This is a genomic window from Hyphococcus formosus (assembly GCF_046736345.1).
In the GTDB taxonomy this organism is placed as follows: Bacteria; Pseudomonadota; Alphaproteobacteria; order Caulobacterales; family Parvularculaceae; genus Hyphococcus; species Hyphococcus formosus.
Map to the genome: position 1 here is coordinate 430,001 of NZ_CP157210.1, position 25,059 is coordinate 455,059.

Genomic DNA, 25,059 nt, shown 5'->3' on the forward strand with positions numbered 1-25,059 from the left:
TAATGGGTCAGCGACTTAGTCTCTCTAGCAAGCTTAAGCCGATAGGTGTATGCGCAGCGAAAGCGAGTCTGAATAGGGCGATTTAGTTAGAGGGATTAGACCCGAAACCCGGTGATCTAGATATGAGCAGGATGAAGGTAAGGTAACACTTACTGGAGGTCCGAACCCGTACTTGTTGAAAAAAGTTGGGATGACTTGTGTCTAGGGGTGAAAGGCCAATCAAACCGGGAGATAGCTGGTTCTCCGCGAAATCTATTTAGGTAGAGCGTCGAGTGAATACCTTCGGGGGTAGAGCACTGGATGGGCTATGGGGGCTTACCGCCTTACTGATCCTAACCAAACTCCGAATACCGAAGAGTACTGCTCGGCAGACACACCACGGGTGCTAAGGTCCGTGGTGGAAAGGGAAACAGCCCTGACCGACAGCTAAGGTCCCAAAGTCATAGTTAAGTGGGAAAGGATGTAGGAATCCCAAAACAACCAGGAGGTTGGCTTAGAAGCAGCCATCCTTTAAAGAAAGCGTAACAGCTCACTGGTCTAAATAAGGGTTCCCGCGCCGAAAATGTAACGGGGCTTAAACTATGCACCGAAGCTTCGGGCGTGCTATGCACGCGGTAGCGGAGCGTTCTCTATGCGGATGAAGCCGTACTCGTGAGAGGCGGTGGACGTATGAGAAGTGAGAATGCTGACACGAGTAGCGATAAAGAGTGTGAGAGACACTCTCGCCGAAAGTCCAAGGGTTCCTGCGCAATGCTAATCAGCGCAGGGTTAGCCGGCCCCTAAGGCAAGGCCGAAAGGCGTAGTCGATGGGAAACAGGTGAATATTCCTGTGCCAGAAGATGTGTGACGGATTGAGTAAGTTGTTCAACCTTATTGGATTGGTTGGGCCGCGAATCAGTCCCTGGAAATAGCCTCTTCAATAGACCGTACCCGAAACCGACACAGGTGGACTGGTAGAGCATACCAAGGCGCTTGAGAGAACTGCATTGAAGGAACTCTGCAAATTACTCCCGTAAGTTCGCGAGAAGGGAGCCCATCTTGGAGGCAACTCTGGGGTGGGGGCACAAACCAGGTGGTATCGACTGTTTACTAAAAACACAGGGCTCTGCGAAGTCGTAAGACGACGTATAGGGTCTGACGCCTGCCCGGTGCCGGAAGGTTAAGAGGAGGGGTGAGAGCTCCGAATTGAAGCCCCGGTAAACGGCGGCCGTAACTATAACGGTCCTAAGGTAGCGAAATTCCTTGTCGGGTAAGTTCCGACCTGCACGAATGGCGTAACGAATTCCACACTGTCTCCAATGCAGACTCAGCGAAACTGAATTCTCCGTGAAGATGCGGAGTTCCCGCGGTTAGACGGAAAGACCCCGTGCACCTTTACTACAGCTTTGCAGTGGTATTAGCGTCAACATGTGTAGAATAGGCGGGAGGCTTTGAAGTGGTTGCGCCAGCAGTCATGGAGCCACAATGTGAAATACCGCCCTTGTTGTCGCTGATATCTAACCGCGGTCCATGAACCTGGATCCGGGACCCTGCATGGTGGGTAGTTTGACTGGGGCGGTCGCCTCCTAAATGGTAACGGAGGCGCGCGATAGGTGGGCTCAGACCGGTCGGAAATCGGTCGTCGAGTGCAATGGCATAAGCCCGCTAGACTGCGAGACTGACAAGTCGAGCAGAGACGAAAGTCGGCCATAGTGATCCGGTGGTTCCTCGTGTGAGGGCCATCGCTCAACGGATAAAAGGTACGCCGGGGATAACAGGCTGATGATGCCCAAGAGTCCATATCGACGGCATTGTTTGGCACCTCGATGTCGGCTCATCGCATCCTGGGGCTGGAGCAGGTCCCAAGGGTTTGGCTGTTCGCCAATTAAAGCGGTACGTGAGCTGGGTTTAGAACGTCGTGAGACAGTTCGGTCCCTATCTGCCGTGGGTGTAGGAATATTGAGAGGAGCTGTCCTTAGTACGAGAGGACCGGGATGGACATACCTCTGGTGGACCAGTCGTCATGCCAATGGCGCAGCTGGGTAGCTATGTATTGAACAGATAACCGCTGAAGGCATCTAAGCGGGAAGCTGGCCTCAAAACAAATATTCCCTTGAGAACCGTGGAAGACCACCACGTTGATAGGCCGGGTGTGGAAGCGCAGCAATGTGTGAAGCTTACCGGTACTAATTGTTCGATTGTCTTGATTGTCCTCATGCTATCGTCTTCGGATGATAGGCATGAAGCTATAACTCATGCGTGGCGAACGATCCGTATAGGGTCGTTTTCCTAAGTCATTTTAGTGATCCGCACAGGATCCGCACTCTCGCATTAAAATCGTTTTTGCCGGCCCGGTGGTTATGGCGGGGAGCCTCCACCCGATCCCATCTCGAACTCGGTCGTTAAAGTCCCCAGCGCTGATGGTACTACGTCTCAAGGCGTGGGAGAGTAAGTCGCCGCCGGGCCTGCCAAGATGATTTTACCCTTTATATCAAGATTATAGAAACCGCGCACAGGCGTTTGTCTGGCGCGGTTTTTTTGTGTCTATATTTTTGCAACATTGTCAGTGTCTCAGTGATGCTTTATCGGACATAATGTAATTGAAATCGGTCAGATGCGGCCGTCTTCATTCTGAGAGTCTTTATGCGAACGAAAACAGACCTGCTGAAAACGAATATAGGCGCAAGCTTTCTGATAGCGTTGCTGGGCGCGTGTACACAACCAACGAACGAGGGCGATGCGGGTCCGGACGAATCCGTTGAGGCTGTCGTCGAGCAGCATGATTATGTGGACGTCTGGTTGGAGCAGTTAGAGGTCGGGAGCCGCGAATTATACAGCGCTCGCGAATCGGTAGTCGATTCGGTTGGCTTGAGTGAAGGGGATGTGGTCGCGGATATCGGTAGCGGAACCGGCTTATATTCTTTGTTATTCGCTGAAGAAGTCGGCGCGAGTGGTCGCGTTTTTGCTGAAGATATCGAACCGTTGTTCCTTGATCTCGTTAATCAGCGCGCCGATGATTCGGGAATCGATAATATCACTGCGGTTTTGGGCCGGGAGAATGACGTTTCTTTGCCTGAAAAGTCGATTGATCTCGTTTTTATAGCCGATACTTATCATTATTTTGGTGATCGGCAGGCGGTTATGAAGTCCGTTTTTGATTCGATGAAGCCTGGCGGCGAATTAGTAATCGTAGATTATGACCTCGAAGAAGGGGAAACCCGGGCGAGTGACAAACAACATGTGCGATTCGGCAAGGCGGGTGTCATATCCGAATTGGAATATATCGGCTTTGAGTTTTTAGAAGACGTTGCCGTCGAAGGACTCTCAGAAAATTATTTCGTCCGTTTTAAACGACCGGAAGAATAGTTGGGCGGATCTCAGCCCACGAGTAAATTCGAAAAGACTAATCGATCCTAATTCGTCCTTGGACGGATAAAAGGTGATATTTGCCATGTGCGATGAGGAATCGAATCGGCATTCAATAAATATCTAGGGTTCGCACCGGCCTGCTGAAATTATCTCTTTTCCAAAAACCTCGGATCAGGAAAATTTGAGTGCGCCCTGTGCGGCGGGACACCGATAAGTAATCGAAATAGTCGAATAGTTCTTTGATTGAGTGTCCTAATTCGCTGGCGTCCCCGACAGGATTCGAACCTGTGGCCCCCAGATTAGGAATCTGGTGCTCTATCCTACTGAGCTACGGGGACGCAGCGCGGGTGACTTTAGCGGCTTTCGCAGCGCACCAAAACTCTGTTGGCGGTCGTCGGGGCCAAATTTCCTGAAATGGTCGCAGAATTGTTTTCCTTCTGTTGATTAAACGCCATAATTGCCGTGCATGCCGGTTGGGCATCACGATAAGAGGGTGGAGATTTCGGATATGGCGCGTAAGCACGGAGCCTTGATTGCCGCAGCTATTTTAGGTGCGTTCGCTATTGGATTATTGGTTGGGCGATTCGTTTCCCCCAGCGGGTCTTTGGATGACCCCAATAGTCAGCGGGTCGTCGGTGCGGAACCGCGTACCCCATCGCAACGCCGTCCCTTTCAGGAGCGTCGGGCGGATGACGCAGAGCGCCCCGAAGAAGATGTCATAGAAGGCTTTGCGTATCGCCGTTTACGCTTAGATACCGGCTCTGATACGCCTCAGGCGTGCCTACAATTTACCCAAGCGCTGGATGATAGCGGCAATACGAATTACGCGGATTTTGTTCGGATAACGCCGCAGGAAGGCATAGCCATTTCAGTCGATGGTCAATCTTTGTGCTTAAACGGATTGGCTTTTGATAAAGATTACCGCGTGCGCCTGCGCAAAGGTTTGCCGAATGCGAACGGTGACCGGCTTGAACGCGCTGACGAAGTTGTCGTCGCCTTTGGAGATAAGCCGGCCTATGTCGGATTTGCGGGCGATGGTGTGATCCTACCCCGGCTTGAGGCAGATGGTGTCGGCATCGAGACGGTCAATGTCGAAAAAGTTGAGATCACGGTTTACCGCGTATCGGATCGGTCTTTGGCCCGTAAAGACATCGTCGCGGGCGAAGCGACCGGTGCGGATCGTTATTCCTATGTGTGGGACCGTGAAGACGGAAAAGATGTCGGTGTTGAGGTTTGGAAGGGCGAATTGGAAACGCCCGGTGAAACAAACGAAACAACGACAACAGTTTTTGCCCTTGGCGCTGCACTCGATGAACTCGAGCCCGGAGCATATTTCCTCAATATAGCAGATGTCTCTCCGGGTGCCGATAAAAATCGGAAAGCTGAAGCGTGGCGTTGGATTGTTTTCACCGATATGGCATTGACGACCTATTCCGGTACAGACGGCATGGATGTTTTTGTTCGCTCGATTACGTCTGCGCGCGCAATGGACGGGGTCGAATTAACACTCATCGCTGCCAATAATGAAATTCTGGCCAAGGCCGTGACAAATGCTGATGGCCGCGCGCGTTTTGATAGCGCCGCCGTGAATGGAGATCATCCGCTTACGCCTCGAATGTTGATGGCCTATGGGCCGCAGGCCGATTTTGCTGCGCTTGATCTAGAGCGTGCCCCATTGGATTTGTCTGACCGTAATATTGGCGGACGTTCCGCGCCCTCAAAAATTGACGGCTATGTATATCTTGATCGCGGTATTTATCGCCCGGGTGAGACAGTGCATGTGTCGGGCATGTTACGCGATGCGGCCGGTCGGGCAATCGACAATAGGCCAATTACAATTACGATCTATCGGCCTAATTCCACCGAAGCAGATGAGCGCCGTATCGAAGACCTGTCCGTTGGCGGATTTAGTTTTGATTACGATGTGCCGACGTCGGCACCGCGCGGTGTCTGGCGTATTGCGGTAAAAGCGGATGGCATTGAACGAACAATTGGCGATACGAGTTTCTCGGTTGAAGATTTCGTGCCGCAGCGCCTTGAAGTGAAACTCGAAGGCGATGAAAAAACGCCAATCCGTCCCGGCGATAAGCGCGAGCTGAATGTATCGAGCCGCTATCTTTATGGTGCGCCGGCAAGTGGTCTTGCGGTCGAAGCCGAAGCGCGGCTACGACTTGATCCGAATCCGTTCCCTGATTTTTCAAAATATCGCTTTGGTCCGGTCAATGGCCGTTTTGATGAGCGGTTTCTGACACTTCCCAATACAACGACTGATGCCGACGGAAATGCAACAGTCGCAATAAACGTGGATAGCGCGCCCAAAAATTACGGCGCGCCATTGCGAGCCGATCTTGTTGTCGGTGTGGTTGAGCCTGGGGGGCGTGTGGTGCGTGAAAGTGCGCGTATTCCCGTGAGGCCGGATGACTTTTATCTCGGCTTGAAACTTTCCAATGACGAACAAAGTTTCGGTCAAGACGAAGAGGTTGCTGTAAATGCGGTACTCTTGGACTGGGAAGGGAAACCTGTTGATGGCGAACTTGAATGGCGGTTAGTCGAAGAAGATTATTGGTTTGATTGGTATCGTGAGAATGGCAATTGGCGCTGGCGTCGGTCATTCCGGGATGTTTTGATCGCCGAAGGACGCGGGAAAACAACGCCAGAGCAGATAGCGACCTTGATCAATCAACGGGTTGATCCGGGGACCTATCGATTGACTGTGTCACAAGCGGGCCAAAAGACAAAAAGCGATATTCGCTTCTACGTTGGTTGGCGTTCTTATGCCTCAGGTGCTGATACGCCGGATCAGGCGTCGATGACCCTTCAAACCGATAAAGTTGTTCCCGGTGGGCGCGCGCGTCTGTACCTCAACCCGCCTTATGCAGGCGAAGCAATCATCGCTATCGCGACAGATAAAGTGCATCTCGTTCAGCGCATGAAGGTCGAGAAAAAGGGCCGCGAGATCATTATCGATACTGACCCGAGTTGGGGTGCAGGATTTTATGTAATGGCCACGGTCGTCACGCCGCGTGATGCGGGTTCACGCCCGATCCCCCGCCGCGCAATGGCTGTTAGCTATGTTCCTTTCGATATGTCGGCGCGCAAGCTGTCGGTTCGGTTGGACGAGCCTGATGTTTTCCGGCCGCGCCAGAAACTTGATTTGCCGGTTACGATCGAAGGCGCTGCGCCGGGGGCTGAGGTTATGTTGACGCTTTCCGCGGTCGACGAAGGTATCTTGCGATTAACGAAATTCAAATCACCAGATCCGGTCGATTTTTATTACGGTAAAAAACGCCTGGGCGTTGCAATTCGTGATGATTACGGACGAATTCTTGACGCCAATCTCGGTGCGGCTGCGCGCTTTGGTGGTGACCAGTTGGGCGGTGAGGGGTTGACCGTAGTGCCGACAAAATCGGTCGCGCTTTATTCAGGTCTCGTCAAAGTCGGGCAGGGCGGAAAGGTTACCCTCCCTATCGATATTCCTGATTTCAACGGTGAATTACGGTTGATGGCTGTGGCCTGGTCGAAGGACAAGCTTGGCTCTGCGTCGGAGCCATTGACGGTCCGAGATCCTGTCCCGGCCGAATTGGCAATGCCGCGGTTCCTTGCACCGGGCGATCGGGCGTCTGCAACCCTGTTGATAGACAATGTCGATGGCGATGCCGGTGATTATCGTGTGTCTCTAACCGGTGAAGGCCCTGTAGAACTCTCCACCAGCGAGCTGTTCACGCTCGCCAAGGGGGAAAAGCAAACTAAGGTATTCTCATTCTCTACTGGCGAGGTTGGCATCGGGGCAATCAAGCTTGAGGTCGAAGGGCCGGGTGGATTTAGCGTCTCGCGGTCCTATCCGATCCAGTCACGAACGCCTTATTTCCCCGTCACAGAAGTGCGCACCGCTGCACTAGACCCAGGCGAGCGGTTTGAAGTGACGAAGGCTGTTATCGATAGTTACGTGCCCGGATCAGCCGAGGTTGCGGTTTCATTCTCACGTTTGCGGGGTGTTGAGCCGGGCCCGCTATTAGATTCGCTTTATCGCTACCCTTATGGGTGCACGGAACAACTGACGAGTTCGGCCTTCCCGCTCTTATTTGTCGATGTACTTGGCGGCCAGGTGGGGCGCGGGCCGGAACGTGCCGTAAGACCGCGCGTACAAGAAGCGATTAACAAACTCTTGAATCGTCAAAGTCCGGATGGAGCGTTTGGTCTTTGGCGGGTGAATGACCGCTGGGCCAATCCGTGGCTTGGTGCCTATGTCACAGACTTTATGTACCGCGCCAAAAATGAAGGTTATGCGGTTCCTACTGAAGCGCTGGATCGCGCATATGATTCGCTTGCGAGTATGGCGCGTTTTGATCGTTGGTATTTGACTAGTTATCAAACCAATGTGGCGCAGTTTGCAAACAACAATGACACGCGTGAATATTTGCGGCGTCGTTCTGCAGCATATGCGCTTTATGTCTTGGCGCGCGCTGGCCGAGCAGACCTTTCTGATCTGCGCTATTTCCATGATACCCTTTTGGACGATACGCCAAGCCCGTTAGCGCGGGCGCATATTGGTGCAGCGCTCGCTTTGATGGGTGATCGCGCGCGTGCAAATAGCGCGTTTACGAAAGCTGCCGATGCAGTCGGCTGGCAAAATCGTGGCGACTATTACCAAAGTAGCTTGCGTGATGTTGCGGGTGTGTTGGCTTTGGCCGTCGAAGCAGAACAGACTGATAAAACTGAGGCAATTGCCGAGAAGTTTGTCGGCCTGATGAAAGACCCTACATCAATGCATACGCAGGAAAAGGCATTTACGCTTTTGGCTGCGCAAGCGATGTTGCGTGATGGCGGGCCGATTATGTTGTCCGTAGACGGTGAAAAACTAGGTGACTTGCCGCCAGCGCCAAGCTTTACGCCAACGACTGCCTCACTCGAAAATGGTTTGACCTATAGCAATGATGGTCAAGACCAGATTTTCCGGTCACTCACTGTTTCCGGCTCACCGAAAAGTGCGCCTAGTGCCACTAGTCAGGGCTTCTCAATTACCAAACGGGTAGCAACACGCGATGGTCGCCCTGCAGATCTTGGAGCAGTCCGGCAGAATGATCGATTGGTTGTGGTTCTCAGCGGTACTGCTTCCGATCAACGTTTGCATCCGGCCGTTATCGCCGACCTCTTGCCCGCGGGTTTTGAGATCGAAACGGTGCTAGAGCCGAGCGATGCGGGAGGGCGGGGCAATAACGGCCCATATAAATGGATCGGTGAATTAACCCGGCCCAGAATTGCCGAAGCAAGAGATGATCGTTTTGTGGCTGCAGTCGATATTCGAGGCAATCAACGGTTCACGCTTGCCTATGTGGTCCGTGCAGTGACACCCGGTAAGTTCGTTATGCCCGGCGTGGTCATCGAAGATATGTACAAGCCGGGTGTATTTGCGCGCACTACCGTGGCGCAGGTTTCTATTGCGGCAGCAGAATGAAATTGACGTTACCCAAAATAGGTAAGTGGCGGCGACACCGAATGATTGTTCCGGTAATCGCCGTCCTTACCATTTTGGTCGCGCTCGATACTCTTTTTCCGCCTCCACTAGAGCGCGCAGAAAATGTGTCGCCGCTTGTGCTTGATGTTCACGGTGAGTGGCTACACGCATTTTCTGCAAGTGATGATCGCTGGCGTTTCCGCGCTGACTTAGATGAGGTCGACCCGGTATTCGTCGAGCGGCTTTTAATGATCGAAGACAAGCGATTTTATAATCATATCGGCGTGGATTTTCGTGCGGTACTACGTGCCGCGACTTCTTCGGCCAGAGCTGGCCGCATTGTTTCTGGCGCTTCGACGATAACAATGCAAACGGCCAGATTGCTTGAGCCGCGACCTAGAAATATCGGGTCAAAAGCTGTTGAAATGATCCGCGCTCTGCAGATCGAGCGTCGGTTGACGAAACGAGAGATCCTTGAGCTTTACCTGACCCTTGCGCCCTATGGCGGCAATATCGAAGGCGTTCGAGCGGCAAGTCGTTTTTATTTTGATAAAGACCCGATCCGATTGACCGATGCGGAACAGGCGTTGCTCATTGCATTGCCGCAATCACCTGAGGTTCGTCGCCCGGATCGGCGGCCTAAGGCAGCCAGAAAAGCACGCGCTGAAATTCTTCAAAAGCTTGCGGACGCGGGTGCAGTCTCGGCGAAATTGAGGGATGAAGCGAATGCGGCAGTTTTGCCTCAGAACCGACACCCGTTACCGAAAGTCGCCTATCACGCGGCATACAGACTAAGTTCAGCCTCACACGGCTATGTCGTGCGCTCAACATTGAATGCTCGTTTGCAAAAACAGGCCGAGGCGATGGTCGCAGCCTATGTTGATAAATATGATGATGGCGCGACGGCTTCGTTAATTTTAATCGAAAATGAAAGCCGCGCTGTACGTGCACTTGTGGGGTCGTCGGGCCTTGATGCAAAAGGCGGTTGGATTGATCTGACCGCAGCAGCGCGGTCGCCGGGCTCGGCGCTAAAGCCCTTTATTTATGGGCTTGCTTTTGAAAGTGGTTTGGCAAGCGCAGACACAATCATAGAAGACATGCCGCGCGCATTTGGCGATTATGCACCAGAGAATTTCGATCAAACCTTTCGCGGCGAGGTCCATGTTCGAGAAGCCTTGCAGCATTCATTGAATGTGCCGGCCGTGCGGACGTTAGACCGCATTGGTGCTGGCCGATTCGCATCCGTATTGCGGGCGTCAGGCATTAATCTGCGTACGCCAGATCGGGCTGATAAATCATCCGGACTTGCGCTGGCTCTAGGTGGTGCCGGTGTTACTGCGCAGGAGCTTGCGATGTTATATGCCGGGCTCGCAACCGATGGGACAGTTCTGCCGTTGCAGTGGACCACGGATGAAAAGCGCGAAGCCAAACCTTATCGATTATTTTCAGAACCGACCGCCAAAAAAGTCAGTGCGATTCTGGCCGATGCCCCTGCACTTGAAGGTCGTGCACCAGCAGCACTTTCACAAAAGGCATTGAAGGTCGCGTTTAAAACGGGAACGTCATATGGCTTTCGCGATGCTTGGGCGGCTGGCCATGCGGGCGGATATACGGCGATCGTCTGGGTCGGGCGAGCGGATGGCGCGCCGAGGTCCGGCGCTACGGGGCGGAATACAGCTGCGCCGCTATTGTTTGACATATTCGATATGATCGAAGCCGAGGGCGCGCAAAATGGCCCGAACCAGCTTAACGATGATCCCGCCTTGGTGATGGCCAGGTTTGACCGGCCTACCTATCAATCGCCGCCACAGATCATATTTCCGCGCAGCGGCGTTGAAATCTTCATGGGGAGTGCTGATCGTGGATTTGCATTGGCAGCCCGCGGTGGAGGTGGCGACTATCGATGGTATGTAAATGGCGACCTCATAAAACCTGACAGATCAAATGGCAGGCATGTTTGGCATCCCGATACCCCAGGATTTTATGACGTGACCGTGGTCGATAGAACGGGAAACCAAGCCAAGTCTAAGGTCCGGGTTACTGCTGGATGATGCGACGAAGCTTTATCGCGGGGGCAATAGCCAGTTCCGTTTCGCCGGTATGGGCAAATAGGGCAGTCGCATTATCGGGTGACCGCTTCATCATGCAGGATCAAGAATTTCAGCTAGCTGATGTTGCTGCACCGGGGTTGTTTACGCTGCAACAAAATCAAAGCGCATATTTTGACGATGCGAAATCTGCTTTGACGGACCTCTTATCGGCACCGCTAGAAATTCGGGACTGCATGCCGAAAAGTCGATGGGGTGTAAGGCGCGTAATCGTTCGGTCTGGCGGAGCGACATTGCAGGAACGTTTAGTCACGCGCGGCGCGTGCCGGGTTCGTCCAGAAAGCGGTGAGTATGATTTCATTCGCGGGCTTTTAGCGTTGGAAGATGAGGCGCGAAAAGCGCAGCGTGGTTTGTGGTCGTTATCGACCTATGCACTCTCAACCGCCGACTCAGCTAACTATAAAATCGGATCCTATGCGATCATCGAGGGGATACCGCGCCGCATTGGAAAATATGGTAGCCGCCTATTTATCAACTTTGGCGACGATTTCCGAGAAGATTTTACTGCGAGTGCAACAAGCACCAATCACCGCAAGTGGAAAAATATTGGCATTGATTTCAATGCCTTAGAAGGCCGTATGATCCGCGTGCGGGGGTGGGTAGAGTCGATAAATGGGCCGTCTATCGATCTGCAGCATCCGCTGCAGATCGAAACTCTTGATGGCGAGCCAGTTTAGGCGGCCGCGTTAGCTGCGGCCGTTTTCTTTTTGAGAACGCTTTCAATTTCTTCAATCGCCTTGCCGAGATCGACATCACGAACGGCTGCAACTTCGCGAGCCATGCGGTCCAGCGCCGCTTCGAACAATTGGCGTTCAGAGTAACTCTGTTCTGGTTGGTCATCACCGCGATAAAGGTCACGAACAACCTCAGCCACGAGTTTCATATCGCCAGAATTGATTTTCGCGTCATATTCCTGGGCGCGACGGCTCCACATTGTCCGCTTGATCCGTGCACGTCCCTTGAGTAGGGTGATTGAATCCTTGACCGTCTTTTCGTCGGAAAGTGGGCGCATGCCCGCAGCTTTTGCTTTGCCGGTCGGAACGCGCAATTTCATTTTTTCCTGATCGAAATCAATCACGAACAATTCAATCGCAATCCCAGCGACCTGTTGTTTTTCAAGATCAATGATGCGGCCTACGCCATGGGCCGGGTAAACGATCTTGTCATTGACTTTGAAATCCTGCTTCGCAGTTTTTGACGCGGACGCATCTTCGGATGCTGCGGCATCAGCCTGCGGCGCATCCTTGGGAGGTGTCGTTGTCGGTGTTGGGATTGACGCAGCGAGCTGAGTCTTTCTTGGTGCCTGACCAACATTCACCGGACGCGGACGTGCCGGTTTTGCTTTTTCGGCTTTGGCTTTGGTTTTTTTGGTTGTTGCGGTTTTTGTAGCGGTACTCTTTTTCACTGTTGCTTTTTTTGTTGTCGTTGTCTTTTTCGCCGCGGTTTTTTTTGCGGCGGGTTTGGCGGTTGCGGCCTTTTTGGTGGTCGCTTTTTTAGTGGGGGTCGCAGCTTTTGTCGCGGTTTTTTTGGCAGTTACCTTTTTGGCTGCCGATTTTTTGGTGGCAGTTTTTTTCGTAGCTGTTGCTTTAGCGGCAGTCTTTTTCGCAGCCGGCTTTTTTACGGCTTTTTTCTTAGTGGTTGTTGAAGCGGTTTTTTTCGTCGCCGCTTTCTTTGCGGTGGTTTTCTTCGCCGTTGTTTTTTTCTTTACGGCCTTCTTGGCCGTGGTTGTTGCTTTTGTCGCCATGACTAACCTTGTGCTCGATTGGTCGGCCTAAGGCCGACGCTCGGGATGTCAGGATTGCGAAGCGGCTGTCATCGGAAATCGTATTCCGAATTTCGATGCGCATTCGTCATTGCACTGCAACAGCAATCAATTCGGGCAATACAACGGACCGAATTGATAATAAATTACAATAAGATGACGAGCTTTCCGAATGTTCCAGCTTAACGGTAAGTGCCGCGATGCTACCCATGATTCAGCTATGATATTAGCACAAAATATCAACAGAAGCTATGGGGATATTTAAGGCCCTAAAATTTTGGATTTAGGATCCTTCGCCAGGCTTTTCACTGAAATATTTGTCGAATTTGCCTTCTTCTTCGGCTTTCGCGTCTGCATCAGGCATAGCGTCGATCTTTTCAGTGATATTTGGCCAAGCCGCCGCATATTTCGTGTTCATTTCGACCCATTTGTCCGCGCCTGGTTCGGTGTCCGGGATAATGGCTTCTGCCGGGCATTCAGGTTCGCAAACGCCGCAATCGATACATTCGTCAGGGTGAATCACGAGCATGTTTTCGCCTTCATAGAAGCAATCCACGGGACATACCTCTACACAGTCGGTGTATTTGCACATGATGCAGGCTTCGGTGACCACATAAGTCATAGTGCGGACGCTCCTTAATTCGCGCGGTTTTTGACTTTCTTACCCGCTACGCCGTCAGACGCAAGCAGTTGAATTAGCGCATGGGCTCATTTTTTTGTGCGATTTTCGCCGCAACCCGGTTTCGTGCAGCTCCGCTATCTTGGTCGTCTACATATACTAAACCACATATCTTCCGAATGAGCGTATCTTCATAGGAATCCTTGACGCCGTCGGAAAGGACGATTTCCCAGAGTTCTTCGATCAGAGCGATCTTATCTTCCTGCGGCATGGATTTAGCGATTTTAGTAAACCGTTGAATGTCGAATGCTGTTTCTTGCGCTGTTTCCGCCTCGGCCCGCAGGGCGGCGGCTTCGCTTGCGGTCATATTGAATTTATTGGTGAGTGCGCGGTCAATGATCGCTGCTTCATCGTCACCGTAATGTTGATCGATCCGCGCGGTTTCAACCATCAATGCCGCAAAAGCCAGCGCCAGTTCATTCGTCTCGTTATTAGCGGGTGCATCCGCTGATTTCATTTTTCTAAATAGCTTGTCGAACATCGATGTTTCCTTGGTTTAGTCTTGGGCGCGCAATGCAGAGATCGCACGGCGATCTTTTTTGGTCGGGCGTCCGGTACCTTTGTCCCGTTCGAAGGGCACTGGCGTGGCCTCAGTTTTGATTACAGGCGGGGACTGATCGTCATATAATTCTTGTGCCTCAGTGGCTGGCCCGCGACGGTTACCGCATTTCAGTACCATTACAATGCGCGTGCGGTCATTGCGCGTAAACACGATAATATCGCCGGGGCGAATGGCTGTTGCCGCCTTGTCGGCGCGTTGGGTATTGTCACCTCGCGTTATCCGAACATTCCCGTCACTGACAAATTTTGCTGCAAGTGTCCGGGTCTTGAAAATACGCGCAAACCATAACCATCGGTCCAAACGTTGGGTGGTTCCCTCCGCCTCAGCCGATTCTACGCTCATTCGGTTTTCTCTGGCGCTTTCGATTTGGCGTTTTCATCACCATCGGATAATTCAGCTTTTAACCCGGCTAGAACCGCGAAAGGTGAGTTTGGATCGGCTTTCTTTTCGCGCGGTGGTCGGTTGCTTCCGCCTTTGCCGTGGCCGGGACGTCCGCCAGCATTGCGGCTAGCATTTTTCGGTCCGCGACCTTTGCCTTTGTTTTGGTTCGGTCCGCGTCCGCGATTATCCCGTTGTTCTCCTTTATTGCGGTTTTGCGCTGGCTTGCCAGTGTGCTTTGGCCGACGCATGGCTGGCCGCCAAAGGGAAACCTCAATTTCCTGTTCCTCGGCTGCTTCCTCAGCTTTTACGCTGCGTTGTGGTGCGGCTTCAGGTGCTTTGTCCCCCATTGCCGCTTCAGGCGCAGCATCGTTGGGGGTACTTTCCGGCGCAGTCGCAGTGTCATCAGCGGGGGTAGCCGGTGCCGCTGCAGGAGCGTCGTTTTGTTTTTCAGGTGCCGCCAGATCTTTGGTGACGGGTACTTTTCGTTTAACGACATTTTTTCTAAAGCCGAGCGAGCGCAAAATGGCTTCAAAATCTTCACCTGAGCAACCGACCAATGACATCATCTGCGCATTGGTTTCAAAACCTTCTTTTGGATTGCTCTCATTGCGTGCGGTACGGATCAAGCCTGCCAGGCGCTCAAGCATATCGATGCGGACAGCGCGCGTACCGGACGGGCGATAGCCGCCAGCATAATAATATGCATGCGGAAGGCTTTCGTTTAGCTCGATCGAGACACGACCCGCAGATGGCGGCGGAACATCACCCGGACGACGGTCTGTCCACAATGCCCAGAGCAAGGTCAGGAGTGATGCAGGGGCAGGTTTAAGCAAGGCAGGCATGAAGAGGGTGAATTCACCAAAGCGCATGCCAAGTTTGCGAAGTTTTGCGCGCTCATCCTGATCGATCTGTTTTAGATCGTCGCCAATTTGAGAGCGCGATGTCGCACCGAAGTTCTCGGCCAATCGATAGGCGACGCCTTTTGTAAGACCTTTCAGGCCATTTTCGCCTTCGCTATTCGCTGCGACTTGAAGCGCGACCAGAGGCCCTAACAGTCCTTCGATCTTGTTCGTGACAAAGGCCTTTAGGCGGTCTTCGACGCGGCCGCGCAGATTGGGTGTAATGTCGCCGATGCCGGTGACGACGACTTCAGGTCGCAATGGGGCGGGACCTTTTTGAATTTTGGCAACCGGGCCCGAACGCCACAAGATAGTGCCGTCTTCATCAAGTTGCAGTTCTTCGCCCTCGGCATTTGCCAATGCTGCAGCGCGCGCCGCCAAAACCGGCGTCAGCGCTTTCTCGCCTGCTGCACGTAGTGATTTCGCCTCCGCGCCACTTGCGCGTGGATCCACGATAAATTCGAACCCTAACAGGCGGCCGATAAATTGGCCTTCCACAATAACTTCTCCGTCTTCGGTGACGCCCGCTAACAGGGGCGCATTATCTTTTAGGCGCTTTAACAATGTCGATGTGCGTCGATCGACAAATCTTTGCGTCAATTTCTCGTGTAGCGCGTCCGAGAGACTGTCTTCTATCGCGCGCGCGCGCTCTTGCCAATAAGGGGCGCAGTCAATCCATGCGCTGCGATGGGAAAGATAAGTCCAGGTCCGCACATGGGCCAGTCGCGAGGATAGTGCATCTATGTCTCCGTCTGTGCGATCAAGGCGTGTGATTTGTGGCTCCATCCAGCTTTCTGATATCCGGCCGTCATTCATGATATGCGTATAAATATCGCCTAACATCCGCGCATGCTGGTCTCCGCCAATCTTGCGAAAATCCGGGATCTGACAAATGTCCCATAGGGTCGCGAGCGCTGCGCCGCCTTTGGCAATCTCTCGAATTTCTGCACGATTACAAAGGCGATGAAGTGCGTCCTCGTCGTCTTCGCGGCGAGAGCGGACAAAGAAATCCCGCGGTGGTGGTTGGTCGAGCGAACGAATAAGCGCGGGCAGTGATGAAAAGTCTAATTTCTCAGTTCGCCACAATAACTTTGTCACACTGTCGAATTCGTGATTTTCAATTGCCGTGACCAGGTCTTCGTCTATCGGCGCGCAGTCGCCGGTTACGCCAAATGTACCATCACGAATGTGTCGACCGGCTCTGCCAGCGATTTGCGCCATTTCGGTAGGCAGAAGGTTTCGGGCGCGGTGGCCATCGAATTTTCGCGTGGCGGAAAACGCAACATGGTCAATGTCCATGTTGAGCCCCATGCCGATCGCGTCAGTCGCAACGAGGAAATCGACTTCACCAGATTGATAAAGCTCTGCCTGTGCATTCCGCGTCCGGGGGGAAAGGGCACCTAGCACGACGGCTGCGCCGCCACGCTGACGTCGGATCAGTTCCGCGATTGAATATACGGTGTCGGAAGAAAAACCGACTATCGCAGAGCGGCGCGGTAGGCGCGTCGCTTTTTTGGAGCCCGTATAAGAAAGGTTCGAAAAGCGTTCGCGCGACAAGAATTGGATATTGCCAAACATCCGCTGAAGGATTGGGCGCATCGTGTGTGAGCCAAGAAGTAATGTCTCGGATGTCCCGCGCGCATGTAAAATTCGGGAGGTGAAAATCCGGCCGCGCTCGGTGTCTGCCGCAAGTTGAATTTCATCGATCGCCATAAATTCGACCGTGCGCTCAAGAGGCATGGCTTCCACCGTGGCGACCCAATAGCGCGGATTGGGCGGAATAATTTTCTCCTCGCCTGTTACCAGCGCAACTTCGCGAGGGTTTTTGGACTTTAGGATTCGGTCATAGATTTCGCGGGCCAAAAGGCGAAGTGGCAGGCCAATCATGCCTGATTTGTGCGCCAGCATACGCTCCAGCGCGTAATGGGTCTTCCCTGTATTGGTGGGGCCCAAAACAGCGCATACGCGCCCACCGCCAGTGGGCGAGAATTGGTCAATCATTGCAGGGGAGGACACTTCGATACTGATCTTTGCGGCTTTAGGGCAGGATACGGCTTTGTCTATATATGCGTTCTTGGGGGCTTATCCCAATCGGGGCGTGAAAAATGGCTAAAATGCTTGACGCGTCTTTCTAGCTCGGTTATGGGACGCGGCTTCTTACAAAGGTTTCAATTGCGGGCAACAGCAGCCAGATTAAGGCGCAGTGCCCCGAAAATACAAGGCTAGAACCATGGCGCGGCGTTGCGAATTGACAGGTATGGGACCACGGACAGGTAACAATGTCTCCCACGCTAATAACCGGACAAAACGTCGTTTTCTGCCCAATCTGTGCAAAGTGACGCTTCACTCCGACAAGCTTGGCGAGGGATTCAAGTTCCGAATCGCCGCTTCTACGCTGCGCACAGTTGACCATATGGGCGGACTTGACGTTTTCCTGAACAAGGCAAAAGACGAGCAATTGTCACCTTCAGCCTTGAAAGTTAAGCGCAAACTGGCGAAAGCTTCCTAAAAGGCCGCGCAGCCAATTTTTCGCGTCTGGCCTAATCGGTAGGGCATGATGGAAGCGGCTGTCGAAAAGCATCAACCTCGTGAAACTGCGATGCAACGCTTGGCGCGCCATTCTGGCGCGCTTTTTGTTGCGCTCCTTAGGCTCGCAGCGCTTGCAGCCATCATGCTGCCCGTGATGCTGGCCTCAATGCTGACGGTTGATATTCCCGTATATGTCTTTGATCGATTTGTGGGGGATGCGATTGCCTCACGGCCATCCAATTGGTTGTCGCGTGGATTGTTTATCATGGCCTTCGTCCCGCTGATCGTGATTCTCTTTTCGCGGCGGTTCGGTGGTGACGAGGCATCGCGCGCGGTGACTGCGGCATGGGGCCTAGCTGCGGTGGCGGTTTTTGCAGAGCTGTCCTACCTCGCGCCTGTTCTCGAATCGAGTGATCTGCCAAGCGTGCGTTTTACCATTGCATTCACGGCCAGTGCCATGGCGGCGCAATATGTGGCCGCGAGCGTATATGACGTGGCCCGCGGCGGTGGTCGGTGGTGGCGTGCGCCGCTGTTTGGCGCGCTGGGCGGCTACTTTATCGGCGGATTGATTTACTTCCCGGCAATTTACCTAGGTACAGGCGCGCCATGGTTTAACTGGATGATCGGCAGTTTTTCGATCAACTCAGTATTGGCCTTTGGCTTTCTGGCCACCTATTGGCTGTTGCGGAAACCATTGCGCCCACGCGGTGGATTCGGCGGACGATAGTTACGGCCGTTTGGTGATTAGCCGCGCCGCATCTGCTGCAAAATAAGTAATGATGCCATCAGCGCCAGCGCGTTTGAACGCCAATAATGATTCAAGCATTGCACGTTCACCGTCGATCCATTGGTTTTCTGACGCTGCCTTAATCATCGCGTATTCGCCAGAGACCTGGAAAACGAAAGTCGGCGCACCGAATTCGTCTTTTACTCGCCGCACGATATCAAGATAGGGCATGCCTGGCTTGACCATGACGCAATCCGCGCCTTCTGCCAGATCCAGTGCGACCTCACGTAATGCTTCATCGGAATTTGCGGGGTTCATCTGGTAGGTCCGCTTATCTCCCTGAAGAACGCCAGCGGACCCAATAGCTTCGCGATAGGGCCCATAGAATGCCGAGGCATATTTCGCCGCATAGGCCATGATCTGGACATTCGCAAAACCGGCTGCATCCAGTCCGGTACGGATTGCGCCGACGCGGCCATCCATCATGTCTGACGGTGCCACAATATCGAAGCCCGCTTGCGCCTGCGTAATCGATTGTTTCACGAGAATGTCGACAGTTTCATCATTAATAATTTCGCCGTCGCGCATAATGCCGTCATGGCCGTGATCGGTGTAAGGATCGAGTGCGACATCTGCCATCAATCCGATTTCGGGGACTTCATCTTTGATCGCCCGCGCCGTGCGGCACATTAGGTTATCCGGATTAATCGCCTCTTCGCCGCGTTCAGTCCGGCCCTCTGCATCTGTGTACGGAAAGAGTGCCAAAGCGGGAATCTTCAGGTCTCGCGCTTCAATTGCGGCTTTAACTGCCTCATCCGGGGACAGTCTGAAGACGCCAGGCATAGCGGCAATTGGCTCGCGGATATTTTTTCCGTCTTTTAATAATACGGCCCAAATCAGGTCATTTGTTGACAAATGGTTTTCTTCGTAAAGTCGACGAGACCAGTCTGTTTGGCGCGGACGGCGCAAACGAAGGGCGGGAAAGCGGGCGAGGGGTTTCTTGTTCATTTTCTGTTATGAGTTTCCGGTTTGCTAACCAAGCCTATTACTGCCCTCATTATAATTTGATTTCAAATTGAACAGTTGGCCTTAACGGCGCTTTTAGACCTCGTATGTATAACACGCACTCAAATTTGGTTGAGTGAGATTTTATGATGGCAGTAAACGGGGCTATTAGAGAAGTAATCGGCGAAAGCATCAATACGGTCGGCCAAGACCCAGAGGCGCTCGAAACCGGCTATCTTCAACTTTTGCATCTCGTGGAGCGGCTACATCGCCAGCTCTTGGATGTGATCAAGGATGAACTGGAACGTCTAGGCCAGACGGACATCAATTCAGTTCAGGCACTTTTGTTGTACAATATTGGTGACGCCGAGCTTACACCGGGAGAATTACGTTCTCGTGGGCATTATTTGGGCTCAAATGTCTCCTACAACCTCAAGCAACTCGTGGAAAAAGGCTATATCCGCGATGAGCGGTCAAACACGGATCGCCGTTCAAAGCGCGTTTCGCTAACGGAAATCGGCCTAGAGGTGCGCGATGCGATTACCGCGCTATTCCAGCGCCAATTGGCCTCAGTGGAGCATGTGGGCGGTGTTAACAATCAGTTGATCGAAGACACCAATAAAACGCTTCAGCGTCTTGAGCGCTTTTGGGCGGATCAGGTTCGTTACCGTCTCTAATACGCGCTTCTAATAATCATTCTCATAAACTCTGTGAACTGCCAACGCGCCTCCATTTGAAGGCGCGTTTTCTTTTGTCTCATCAACGCTTATGTCTACTATTCCTGTGCGTCGTTCGGTCCGCCGAATTGGTGTCCATTTGCACTAGTCATTGGTGCTCGGAGTTGAGTAAGAGTAATTTGAATTGAGGAAAATGTGGGCATTGAGCCCCGGCGAGTGTGATGGTCGATTACAACGAAGCATTTCGAGCGGCAGTCGAAGCTGTTCGAGCAGAGGGCCGCTACCGGGTTTTCGCAGATATTGAGCGTATCCGGGGCAAGTTTCCGACAGCATTGTATCATGGCGGTGCAGAGCCGCGTGAGATCACGGTCTGGTGCTCAAATGATTATTTGGGGATGGGGCAACACCCTGCGGTTGTAGGCGCGATGCAGGACGCGATTGATCGTGTCGGCGCTGGCGCGGGCGGAACGCGGAATATCGCGGGTACGACCCATTACCACGTGAAACTGGAGCGCGCCCTTGCGGATCTGCATGGCAAGGAAGCAGCCTTGTTGTTTACATCCGGATACGTATCGAATGAGGCGACGCTCTCGACCCTATCAAGAATATTGCCTGATTGCGTGATCCTTTCTGATGAGTTGAACCACGCATCCATGATTGAGGGAATTCGGGCAGGCCGTTCCATTAAGCGTATCTGGCGGCATAATGACCTTGAGCATCTTGAAGAGATGCTTGCCGAACTTCCGATTGATCGCCCAAAAGTGATCGCGTTTGAATCTGTTTATTCGATGGACGGCGACATTGCTCCGCTTAAGGAGATTTGCGATTTGGCCGAGCGCTATAATGCCTTCACCTATCTGGATGAGGTGCATGCGGTTGGCCTTTATGGCAAGCGCGGTGGTGGTGTCGCAGAACGCGATGATGTTGCGCACCGGATTGATATTATTGAAGGCACGCTTGGCAAGGCATTTGGTGTGATGGGCGGGTACATTACTGGTACGGCCTCGATCATTGATGCAATTCGTTCGTATGCATCAGGGTTTATTTTCACCACAGCATTGTCGCCTGTTCTCGTCGCCGGTGCGTTAGCCAGTGTCGAAACATTGAAAGAGTCGAACCACCTTCGTGAGCAGCATCAGGAGCGCGCCGCGCGCCTTAAAGCATTGCTTGCTGAGGCGGGGCTTCCGGTTATGGAATCCGTCAGTCATATCGTGCCGGTCAAGGTTGGCGATCCCGTGCAGTGCAAGCGGGTGACGGATTACCTGCTCGATGAGCATGGTATTTACGTCCAGCCGATCAATTATCCGACAGTGCCAAAAGGCACCGAGCGGCTGCGCCTGACGCCGACGCCGCTTCATGGTGATGACCTCATGGGCCGGCTGATTGACGCGCTTGATGACGCTTGGAACGTCCTGAAACTGCGGCGCGCCGCCTGAATCGGCCATAATTGTTAGGGTGGGCGCGTTTATGGGGGCTGGCACTCGGTCCCCTCAATGCCTATGTTCCGCCAAATGACGATGCTTGCTGATATAAAATCGATAAACGCTCCGCAGATTGATCTCGGGGTGCCTGCTGGCTCGCGCGTGATTGTCGCGATGTCCGGCGGTGTCGATTCATCCGTCACGGCCGCGCTTTGTAAGCTTTCTGGTTATGACGTCGTTGGGGTTACGCTGCAGCTATACGACCATGGCGTTGCAATCCAGAAAAAAGGTGCCTGCTGCGCGGGTCAGGATATTCATGATGCGCGCCGTGTGGCCGAAGCGATGGGCTTTCCGCATTATGTGCTGGATTATGAAAGCCGGTTTGGCGAAGCGGTAATGGAAGATTTTGCCGATACCTATCTGGCTGGTGCAACACCGATTCCGTGTGTCCGGTGCAATGAGCGGGTGAAGTTTAAAGATCTATTGGAAACGGCCCGCGACCTTGGCGGCGTTGCGATGGCAACGGGCCATTATATTCGTCGCGTCGATGGGCCAGATGGCGCAGAAATGCGCCGGGCGGCGGATGCGTCGAAAGACCAAAGCTATTTTCTTTTCTCAACAACCAAGGACCAGCTTGAATATCTGCGGTTCCCGTTAGGCGAAATGCCAAAATCTGAGGTGCGCCGGATCGCGGGTGAGTTGGGGTTGGTCGTCGCTGACAAACCCGACAGTCAGGACATCTGTTTTGTGCCGGAAGGGAAGTATGCGTCGGTCGTCGAACGTTTACGTCCCGGCGCGGTCGAGCCCGGTGAGATTATCCATATCGACGGTACTGTGATGGCACGCCATCAGGGCGTAATTCACTATACGGTTGGTCAACGGCGTGGCCTCGGGGTCGCGACGGGTGATCCGCTATACGTCGTCCGTCTTGATGCAGATAAACGCCAGGTGATCGTCGGGCCACGAGAGGCCCTGATGATCTCGCGGGTTTTTCTTAAAGAGGTAACCTGGATTGGTGATGGTGACGGTCAGAGCGCGGCGCGTGCGGGCTTCGATATCGCGGTGAAAGTTCGATCAACCCGGCCACCGGCTCCCGCAAAATTAATCTGGGATGATGAAAGCCCAACGGGCTGGGCCGTAGATCTGGTCGATGCTGAAGAGGGCGTTGCGCCCGGCCAAGCGTGTGTATTCTATTCACCGGACCCGGCAAATGACCGCGTGTTGGGTGGGGGCTGGATCGCGGGTACGAAGGCGGCAAAGCAATGACCAAAATTCGGCGATTGTCAGTTGATGACGAAGCCGGATGGCGGAAACTTTGGGCAGGTTATCTAGAATTTTATAAGAATTCAGATCTGCCCGAAGCGGTAACTGCCAACAGTTTCAATCGCTTCTTAGACAATGATGAATGGTTTGCTTTTGTGGCGGTGGAAGACACGCAACTCGTTGGGTTTGTGCATGCGCTTTTGCATCCTTCAACCTGGTCCGAAAATGATGTCTGTTATTTGGAAGATTTGTTTGTTGCCCAATCGGTTCGAGGGGGCGGCGTAGGCAGGGCGTTAATCGAAAAAGTGTTTGAAGAAGCGCGCAGCCGAAACTGTCATCGTGTCTATTGGATTACAGAGGAATCCAACAAGCAAGCGCGAATCCTATATGATGACCTTGCAACGCTCACCGGTTTCGTTCACTACCGGCGTGAGCTTTAGTAAACGCGCGGAAATTCCATGGCCAAGAACCTGTATAATTGTCTTAAATGTTCAGCCTATTGCTGTTCCTATACCCATATCCCGACAACCAAGACGGATATTAAACGGCTGGCGAAACATTTCGAGGTGACCCCGGCACAGGCCGAAAAGAAGTTCACGAAAAAAGGTGACGAAACAAACCCTCGGGTTCTTCGCCATACCGAAGATGAGCACTTTGTGACCTCGTGCATGTTCCTCGACAAGGACACCCGCAATTGCACGATTTATGATGCGCGGCCAAAAATTTGCCGGGAATTTCCAACCCAAAAGCGTTGTGGCTATTATGAGTTCCTGAAATGGGAGCGCGAGGTTCAAGACGATCCAACATGGGTAGCAACGACCGACTAAAGTGCGATGTCTGATCGCGTCGATGCCGTAGTAATCGGCGCGGGTGTTATTGGCCTCGCGACAGCCCGTGCCTTGGCCCAAGCGGGTCGTGACGTCATTATTCTCGAAAAAAATAACGCCTTCGGCGAAGAAACGTCTTCTCGCAACTCCGAAGTTATACACGCAGGAATTCAATATAAGCCGGTCGGAATGCGTGCTCGCTTGGCGGTGCCCGGGCGCGATGCGCTTTATGAGTTCTGTCGGTCTCATCATGTAAATCACCGCCGATGCGGAAAATTGCTTGTGGCGATTGGCGAAAAAGAAGTCGCCGGATTGCTGCCCTTAAAAGCAAATGCAGAGCGTAATGGTGTCGATGATCTGGAAATTATCGACGGCCACGCCGCGCAAAAATTAGAGCCGGGCTTAGCCTGTGATGCGGCTATTCGATCACCTTCATCCGGTATCGTTGATAGTCACGGCTTGATGCTGGCACTGCTCGGCGACATTGAAGATGCGGGTGGCGTGTTGGCGCTTGCGGCACCTGTGACATCCGGCCGTGTGCTGACAAATGGGATTGAGCTATCTGTCGGCGGGAAAGAACCAATGAATTTGACCGCCGATTTAGTTATCAATTGTGCCGGCTTATGGTCGGACCGTGTTGCACGGTCGATTGCCGGTATTCCCGATAAGACGATCCCGACCCTGCATTACGGAAAAGGACAATATTTCACTTATTCCGGGAAAGCCCCGTTCTCTCGGCTCATCTACCCGCTTCCATCACCAGCTAGTCAGGGCGTTCACTACACATGCGATTTGGGCGGGCAGGGGAAGCTCGGGCCAGATATCAGCTTCGTTGATTCTAATACAAATTATGACGTCGATCCTGACCGTCGGGACTCGTTTGCTGCTGCCGCGCGCCGGTTTTGGCCAGACCTCGACGCCACAAAACTTCAGCCGGGATATGCAGGTATTCGGCCCAAGCTGAAAGGCCCAGGCGAGGAAGGGGATTTTCTATTCTCCGATCCATCCCAGCATGGTGTCGCAAATTACCTTGGGCTTTATGGTATCGAATCGCCGGGATTAACCACCTGTCTTGCTGTCGCCGATCATGCGCTTTCAATTGTAAAACAAATGTAGCGACAGGGCGTTAGGTATTATTGGCCGCTAAGCGAACTGGGTATTGTCGAAAATCATCTGATTTACGGAATTTGCGGCGACGGAGGGCCTTGCAGGGGCGCTCAGTCAGCGCTATAGACCACGGCTCCCGGCGCAATGCGATAGCGGCGCTGGCCCGATTTGGGGCGGGGTAGCTCAGTTGGTGAGAGCGCAGGATTCATAACCCTGAGGTCGGCAGTTCAAATCTGCCTCCCGCTACCATTTTTAATCCATATGTTTTTTGACGCAGTTTCGATTCTGACGGCTACGTAGTTGAGCACG

19 protein-coding genes, 2 tRNA genes and 2 rRNA genes (1 of these 23 running past the window's edge) are annotated in these 25,059 nt (G+C 53.0%); 16 read left to right on the forward strand and 7 right to left on the reverse strand.

Going from position 1 to position 25,059, the window contains the following annotated elements:
• The 3 genes from ABFZ83_RS02005 to ABFZ83_RS02015 form a co-directional block, all read left to right on the forward strand.
• Positions 1–2,190 (forward strand): 23S ribosomal RNA (locus tag ABFZ83_RS02005) (it extends 606 nt beyond the left edge of the window).
• 139 nt (positions 2,191–2,329) lie between these two features.
• Positions 2,330–2,444: ribosomal RNA gene (gene rrf / locus ABFZ83_RS02010) — 5S ribosomal RNA — on the forward strand.
• A 178-nt stretch (positions 2,445–2,622) separates the two neighbouring features.
• A complete protein-coding gene (locus ABFZ83_RS02015) occupies positions 2,623–3,345 on the forward strand; it encodes a class I SAM-dependent methyltransferase (RefSeq protein ID WP_411817767.1) in 723 nt (240 codons plus the stop codon).
• A gap of 264 nt (positions 3,346–3,609) precedes the next feature.
• Here ABFZ83_RS02015 and ABFZ83_RS02020 read toward each other — a convergent pair.
• Positions 3,610–3,686 (reverse strand) — tRNA-Arg (locus ABFZ83_RS02020).
• A gap of 170 nt (positions 3,687–3,856) precedes the next feature.
• Here ABFZ83_RS02020 and ABFZ83_RS02025 point away from each other — a divergent pair.
• The 3 genes from ABFZ83_RS02025 to ABFZ83_RS02035 are packed head-to-tail and all read left to right on the forward strand — an operon-like array spanning position 3,857 to position 11,588.
• Positions 3,857–8,803, forward strand: coding sequence for an alpha-2-macroglobulin family protein (locus ABFZ83_RS02025; RefSeq protein ID WP_411817768.1), 4,947 nt, complete (start codon positions 3,857–3,859; stop codon positions 8,801–8,803).
• A 41-nt stretch (positions 8,804–8,844) separates the two neighbouring features.
• The gene (pbpC, locus tag ABFZ83_RS02030) at positions 8,845–10,854 is read left to right on the forward strand and encodes a penicillin-binding protein 1C (protein WP_411817769.1); all 2,010 of its coding nucleotides are present in this window, start codon (positions 8,845–8,847) and stop codon (positions 10,852–10,854) included.
• The gene (locus ABFZ83_RS02035; protein WP_411817770.1) at positions 10,851–11,588 is read left to right on the forward strand and encodes a thermonuclease family protein; all 738 of its coding nucleotides are present in this window, start codon (positions 10,851–10,853) and stop codon (positions 11,586–11,588) included. The genes pbpC and ABFZ83_RS02035 overlap by 4 nt, the downstream gene beginning before the upstream one ends.
• On the opposite strand, the gene ABFZ83_RS02040 is transcribed toward ABFZ83_RS02035, so the two are convergent.
• Positions 11,585–12,316, reverse strand: coding sequence for a CarD family transcriptional regulator (locus ABFZ83_RS02040; RefSeq protein WP_411817771.1), 732 nt, complete (start codon positions 12,314–12,316; stop codon positions 11,585–11,587). The genes ABFZ83_RS02035 and ABFZ83_RS02040 overlap by 4 nt on opposite strands.
• Between ABFZ83_RS02040 and ABFZ83_RS02045 the strand changes: the two genes are divergently transcribed.
• Entirely contained in the window at positions 12,279–12,686 is a 408-nt protein-coding gene (locus ABFZ83_RS02045) for a hypothetical protein (protein WP_411817772.1), read from the forward strand. The genes ABFZ83_RS02040 and ABFZ83_RS02045 overlap by 38 nt on opposite strands.
• 270 nt (positions 12,687–12,956) lie before the next feature.
• Here ABFZ83_RS02045 and fdxA read toward each other — a convergent pair whose 3' ends face one another.
• The 4 genes from fdxA to ABFZ83_RS02065 form a co-directional block, all read right to left on the reverse strand.
• Complete coding sequence (gene fdxA / locus ABFZ83_RS02050; protein ID WP_411817773.1) at positions 12,957–13,295, reverse strand: ferredoxin FdxA; 339 nt, start codon at positions 13,293–13,295, stop codon at positions 12,957–12,959.
• Between the two features lie 73 nt (positions 13,296–13,368).
• The gene (locus ABFZ83_RS02055; RefSeq protein ID WP_411817774.1) at positions 13,369–13,833 is read right to left on the reverse strand and encodes a TerB family tellurite resistance protein; all 465 of its coding nucleotides are present in this window, start codon (positions 13,831–13,833) and stop codon (positions 13,369–13,371) included.
• Between the two features lie 15 nt (positions 13,834–13,848).
• Positions 13,849–14,256, reverse strand: coding sequence for an RNA-binding S4 domain-containing protein (locus tag ABFZ83_RS02060; RefSeq protein ID WP_411817775.1), 408 nt, complete (start codon positions 14,254–14,256; stop codon positions 13,849–13,851).
• Positions 14,253–17,195, reverse strand: a complete 2,943-nt coding sequence (locus tag ABFZ83_RS02065; protein ID WP_411817776.1) for a helicase-related protein — start codon at positions 17,193–17,195, stop codon at positions 14,253–14,255. The genes ABFZ83_RS02060 and ABFZ83_RS02065 overlap by 4 nt, the downstream gene beginning before the upstream one ends.
• A gap of 229 nt (positions 17,196–17,424) precedes the next feature.
• On the opposite strand from ABFZ83_RS02065, the gene rpmB reads away from it, so the two are divergent.
• Together rpmB and ABFZ83_RS02075 are read left to right on the forward strand one after the other, a co-directional pair.
• Positions 17,425–17,703: a 50S ribosomal protein L28 gene (gene rpmB / locus ABFZ83_RS02070; protein ID WP_411817777.1), complete on the forward strand. Its 279-nt coding sequence runs from the start codon at positions 17,425–17,427 to the stop codon at positions 17,701–17,703.
• Between the two features lie 45 nt (positions 17,704–17,748).
• Positions 17,749–18,450 (forward strand): hypothetical protein, encoded by a 702-nt coding sequence (locus ABFZ83_RS02075; RefSeq protein WP_411817778.1) that lies wholly within the window; start codon positions 17,749–17,751, stop codon positions 18,448–18,450.
• Here ABFZ83_RS02075 and hemB read toward each other — a convergent pair whose 3' ends face one another.
• Positions 18,451–19,458: a porphobilinogen synthase gene (gene hemB, locus ABFZ83_RS02080; protein WP_411817779.1), complete on the reverse strand. Its 1,008-nt coding sequence runs from the start codon at positions 19,456–19,458 to the stop codon at positions 18,451–18,453.
• Positions 19,459–19,601: 143 nt separating this feature from the next.
• Between hemB and ABFZ83_RS02085 the strand changes: the two genes are divergently transcribed.
• The 7 genes from ABFZ83_RS02085 (at position 19,602) to ABFZ83_RS02115 (ending at position 24,999) form a co-directional block, all read left to right on the forward strand.
• A complete protein-coding gene (locus ABFZ83_RS02085; protein ID WP_411817780.1) occupies positions 19,602–20,132 on the forward strand; it encodes a MarR family winged helix-turn-helix transcriptional regulator in 531 nt (176 codons plus the stop codon).
• Between the two features lie 221 nt (positions 20,133–20,353).
• A complete protein-coding gene (hemA, locus tag ABFZ83_RS02090; RefSeq protein ID WP_411817781.1) occupies positions 20,354–21,568 on the forward strand; it encodes a 5-aminolevulinate synthase in 1,215 nt (404 codons plus the stop codon).
• A gap of 75 nt (positions 21,569–21,643) precedes the next feature.
• The gene (gene mnmA, locus ABFZ83_RS02095) at positions 21,644–22,819 is read left to right on the forward strand and encodes a tRNA 2-thiouridine(34) synthase MnmA (RefSeq protein ID WP_411817782.1); all 1,176 of its coding nucleotides are present in this window, start codon (positions 21,644–21,646) and stop codon (positions 22,817–22,819) included.
• 14 nt (positions 22,820–22,833) lie between these two features.
• On the forward strand, positions 22,834–23,256 hold the full coding sequence (locus tag ABFZ83_RS02100; protein WP_411817783.1) for an N-acetyltransferase family protein: 423 nt from the start codon (positions 22,834–22,836) through the stop codon (positions 23,254–23,256).
• A gap of 18 nt (positions 23,257–23,274) precedes the next feature.
• Positions 23,275–23,643, forward strand: a complete 369-nt coding sequence (locus tag ABFZ83_RS02105; RefSeq protein WP_411817784.1) for a YkgJ family cysteine cluster protein — start codon at positions 23,275–23,277, stop codon at positions 23,641–23,643.
• Positions 23,644–23,649: 6 nt separating this feature from the next.
• Entirely contained in the window at positions 23,650–24,759 is a 1,110-nt protein-coding gene (locus ABFZ83_RS02110; protein WP_411817785.1) for an NAD(P)/FAD-dependent oxidoreductase, read from the forward strand.
• Between the two features lie 163 nt (positions 24,760–24,922).
• Positions 24,923–24,999: transfer RNA gene (locus ABFZ83_RS02115), tRNA-Met, on the forward strand.
• Positions 25,000–25,059 lie beyond the last annotated feature (60 nt).

Coding starts and splice junctions, on each gene's coding strand:
- ABFZ83_RS02075 (WP_411817778.1), top strand. CDS start 17,749: ATGATGGAAGCGGCTGTCGAAAAGCATCAACCTCGTGAAACTGCGATG.
- ABFZ83_RS02085 (WP_411817780.1), top strand. CDS start 19,602: ATGATGGCAGTAAACGGGGCTATTAGAGAAGTAATCGGCGAAAGCATC.
- ABFZ83_RS02035 (WP_411817770.1), top strand. CDS start 10,851: ATGATGCGACGAAGCTTTATCGCGGGGGCAATAGCCAGTTCCGTTTCG.
- ABFZ83_RS02060 (WP_411817775.1), bottom strand. CDS start 14,256: ATGAGCGTAGAATCGGCTGAGGCGGAGGGAACCACCCAACGTTTGGAC.
- ABFZ83_RS02105 (WP_411817784.1), top strand. CDS start 23,275: ATGGCCAAGAACCTGTATAATTGTCTTAAATGTTCAGCCTATTGCTGT.
- mnmA (WP_411817782.1), top strand. CDS start 21,644: ATGACGATGCTTGCTGATATAAAATCGATAAACGCTCCGCAGATTGAT.
- hemB (WP_411817779.1), bottom strand. CDS start 19,458: ATGAACAAGAAACCCCTCGCCCGCTTTCCCGCCCTTCGTTTGCGCCGT.
- ABFZ83_RS02065 (WP_411817776.1), bottom strand. CDS start 17,195: ATGATTGACCAATTCTCGCCCACTGGCGGTGGGCGCGTATGCGCTGTT.
- ABFZ83_RS02015 (WP_411817767.1), top strand. CDS start 2,623: ATGCGAACGAAAACAGACCTGCTGAAAACGAATATAGGCGCAAGCTTT.
- ABFZ83_RS02055 (WP_411817774.1), bottom strand. CDS start 13,833: ATGTTCGACAAGCTATTTAGAAAAATGAAATCAGCGGATGCACCCGCT.
- rpmB (WP_411817777.1), top strand. CDS start 17,425: ATGGCGCGGCGTTGCGAATTGACAGGTATGGGACCACGGACAGGTAAC.
- fdxA (WP_411817773.1), bottom strand. CDS start 13,295: ATGACTTATGTGGTCACCGAAGCCTGCATCATGTGCAAATACACCGAC.
- ABFZ83_RS02110 (WP_411817785.1), top strand. CDS start 23,650: ATGTCTGATCGCGTCGATGCCGTAGTAATCGGCGCGGGTGTTATTGGC.
- hemA (WP_411817781.1), top strand. CDS start 20,354: ATGGTCGATTACAACGAAGCATTTCGAGCGGCAGTCGAAGCTGTTCGA.
- ABFZ83_RS02025 (WP_411817768.1), top strand. CDS start 3,857: ATGGCGCGTAAGCACGGAGCCTTGATTGCCGCAGCTATTTTAGGTGCG.
- pbpC (WP_411817769.1), top strand. CDS start 8,845: ATGATTGTTCCGGTAATCGCCGTCCTTACCATTTTGGTCGCGCTCGAT.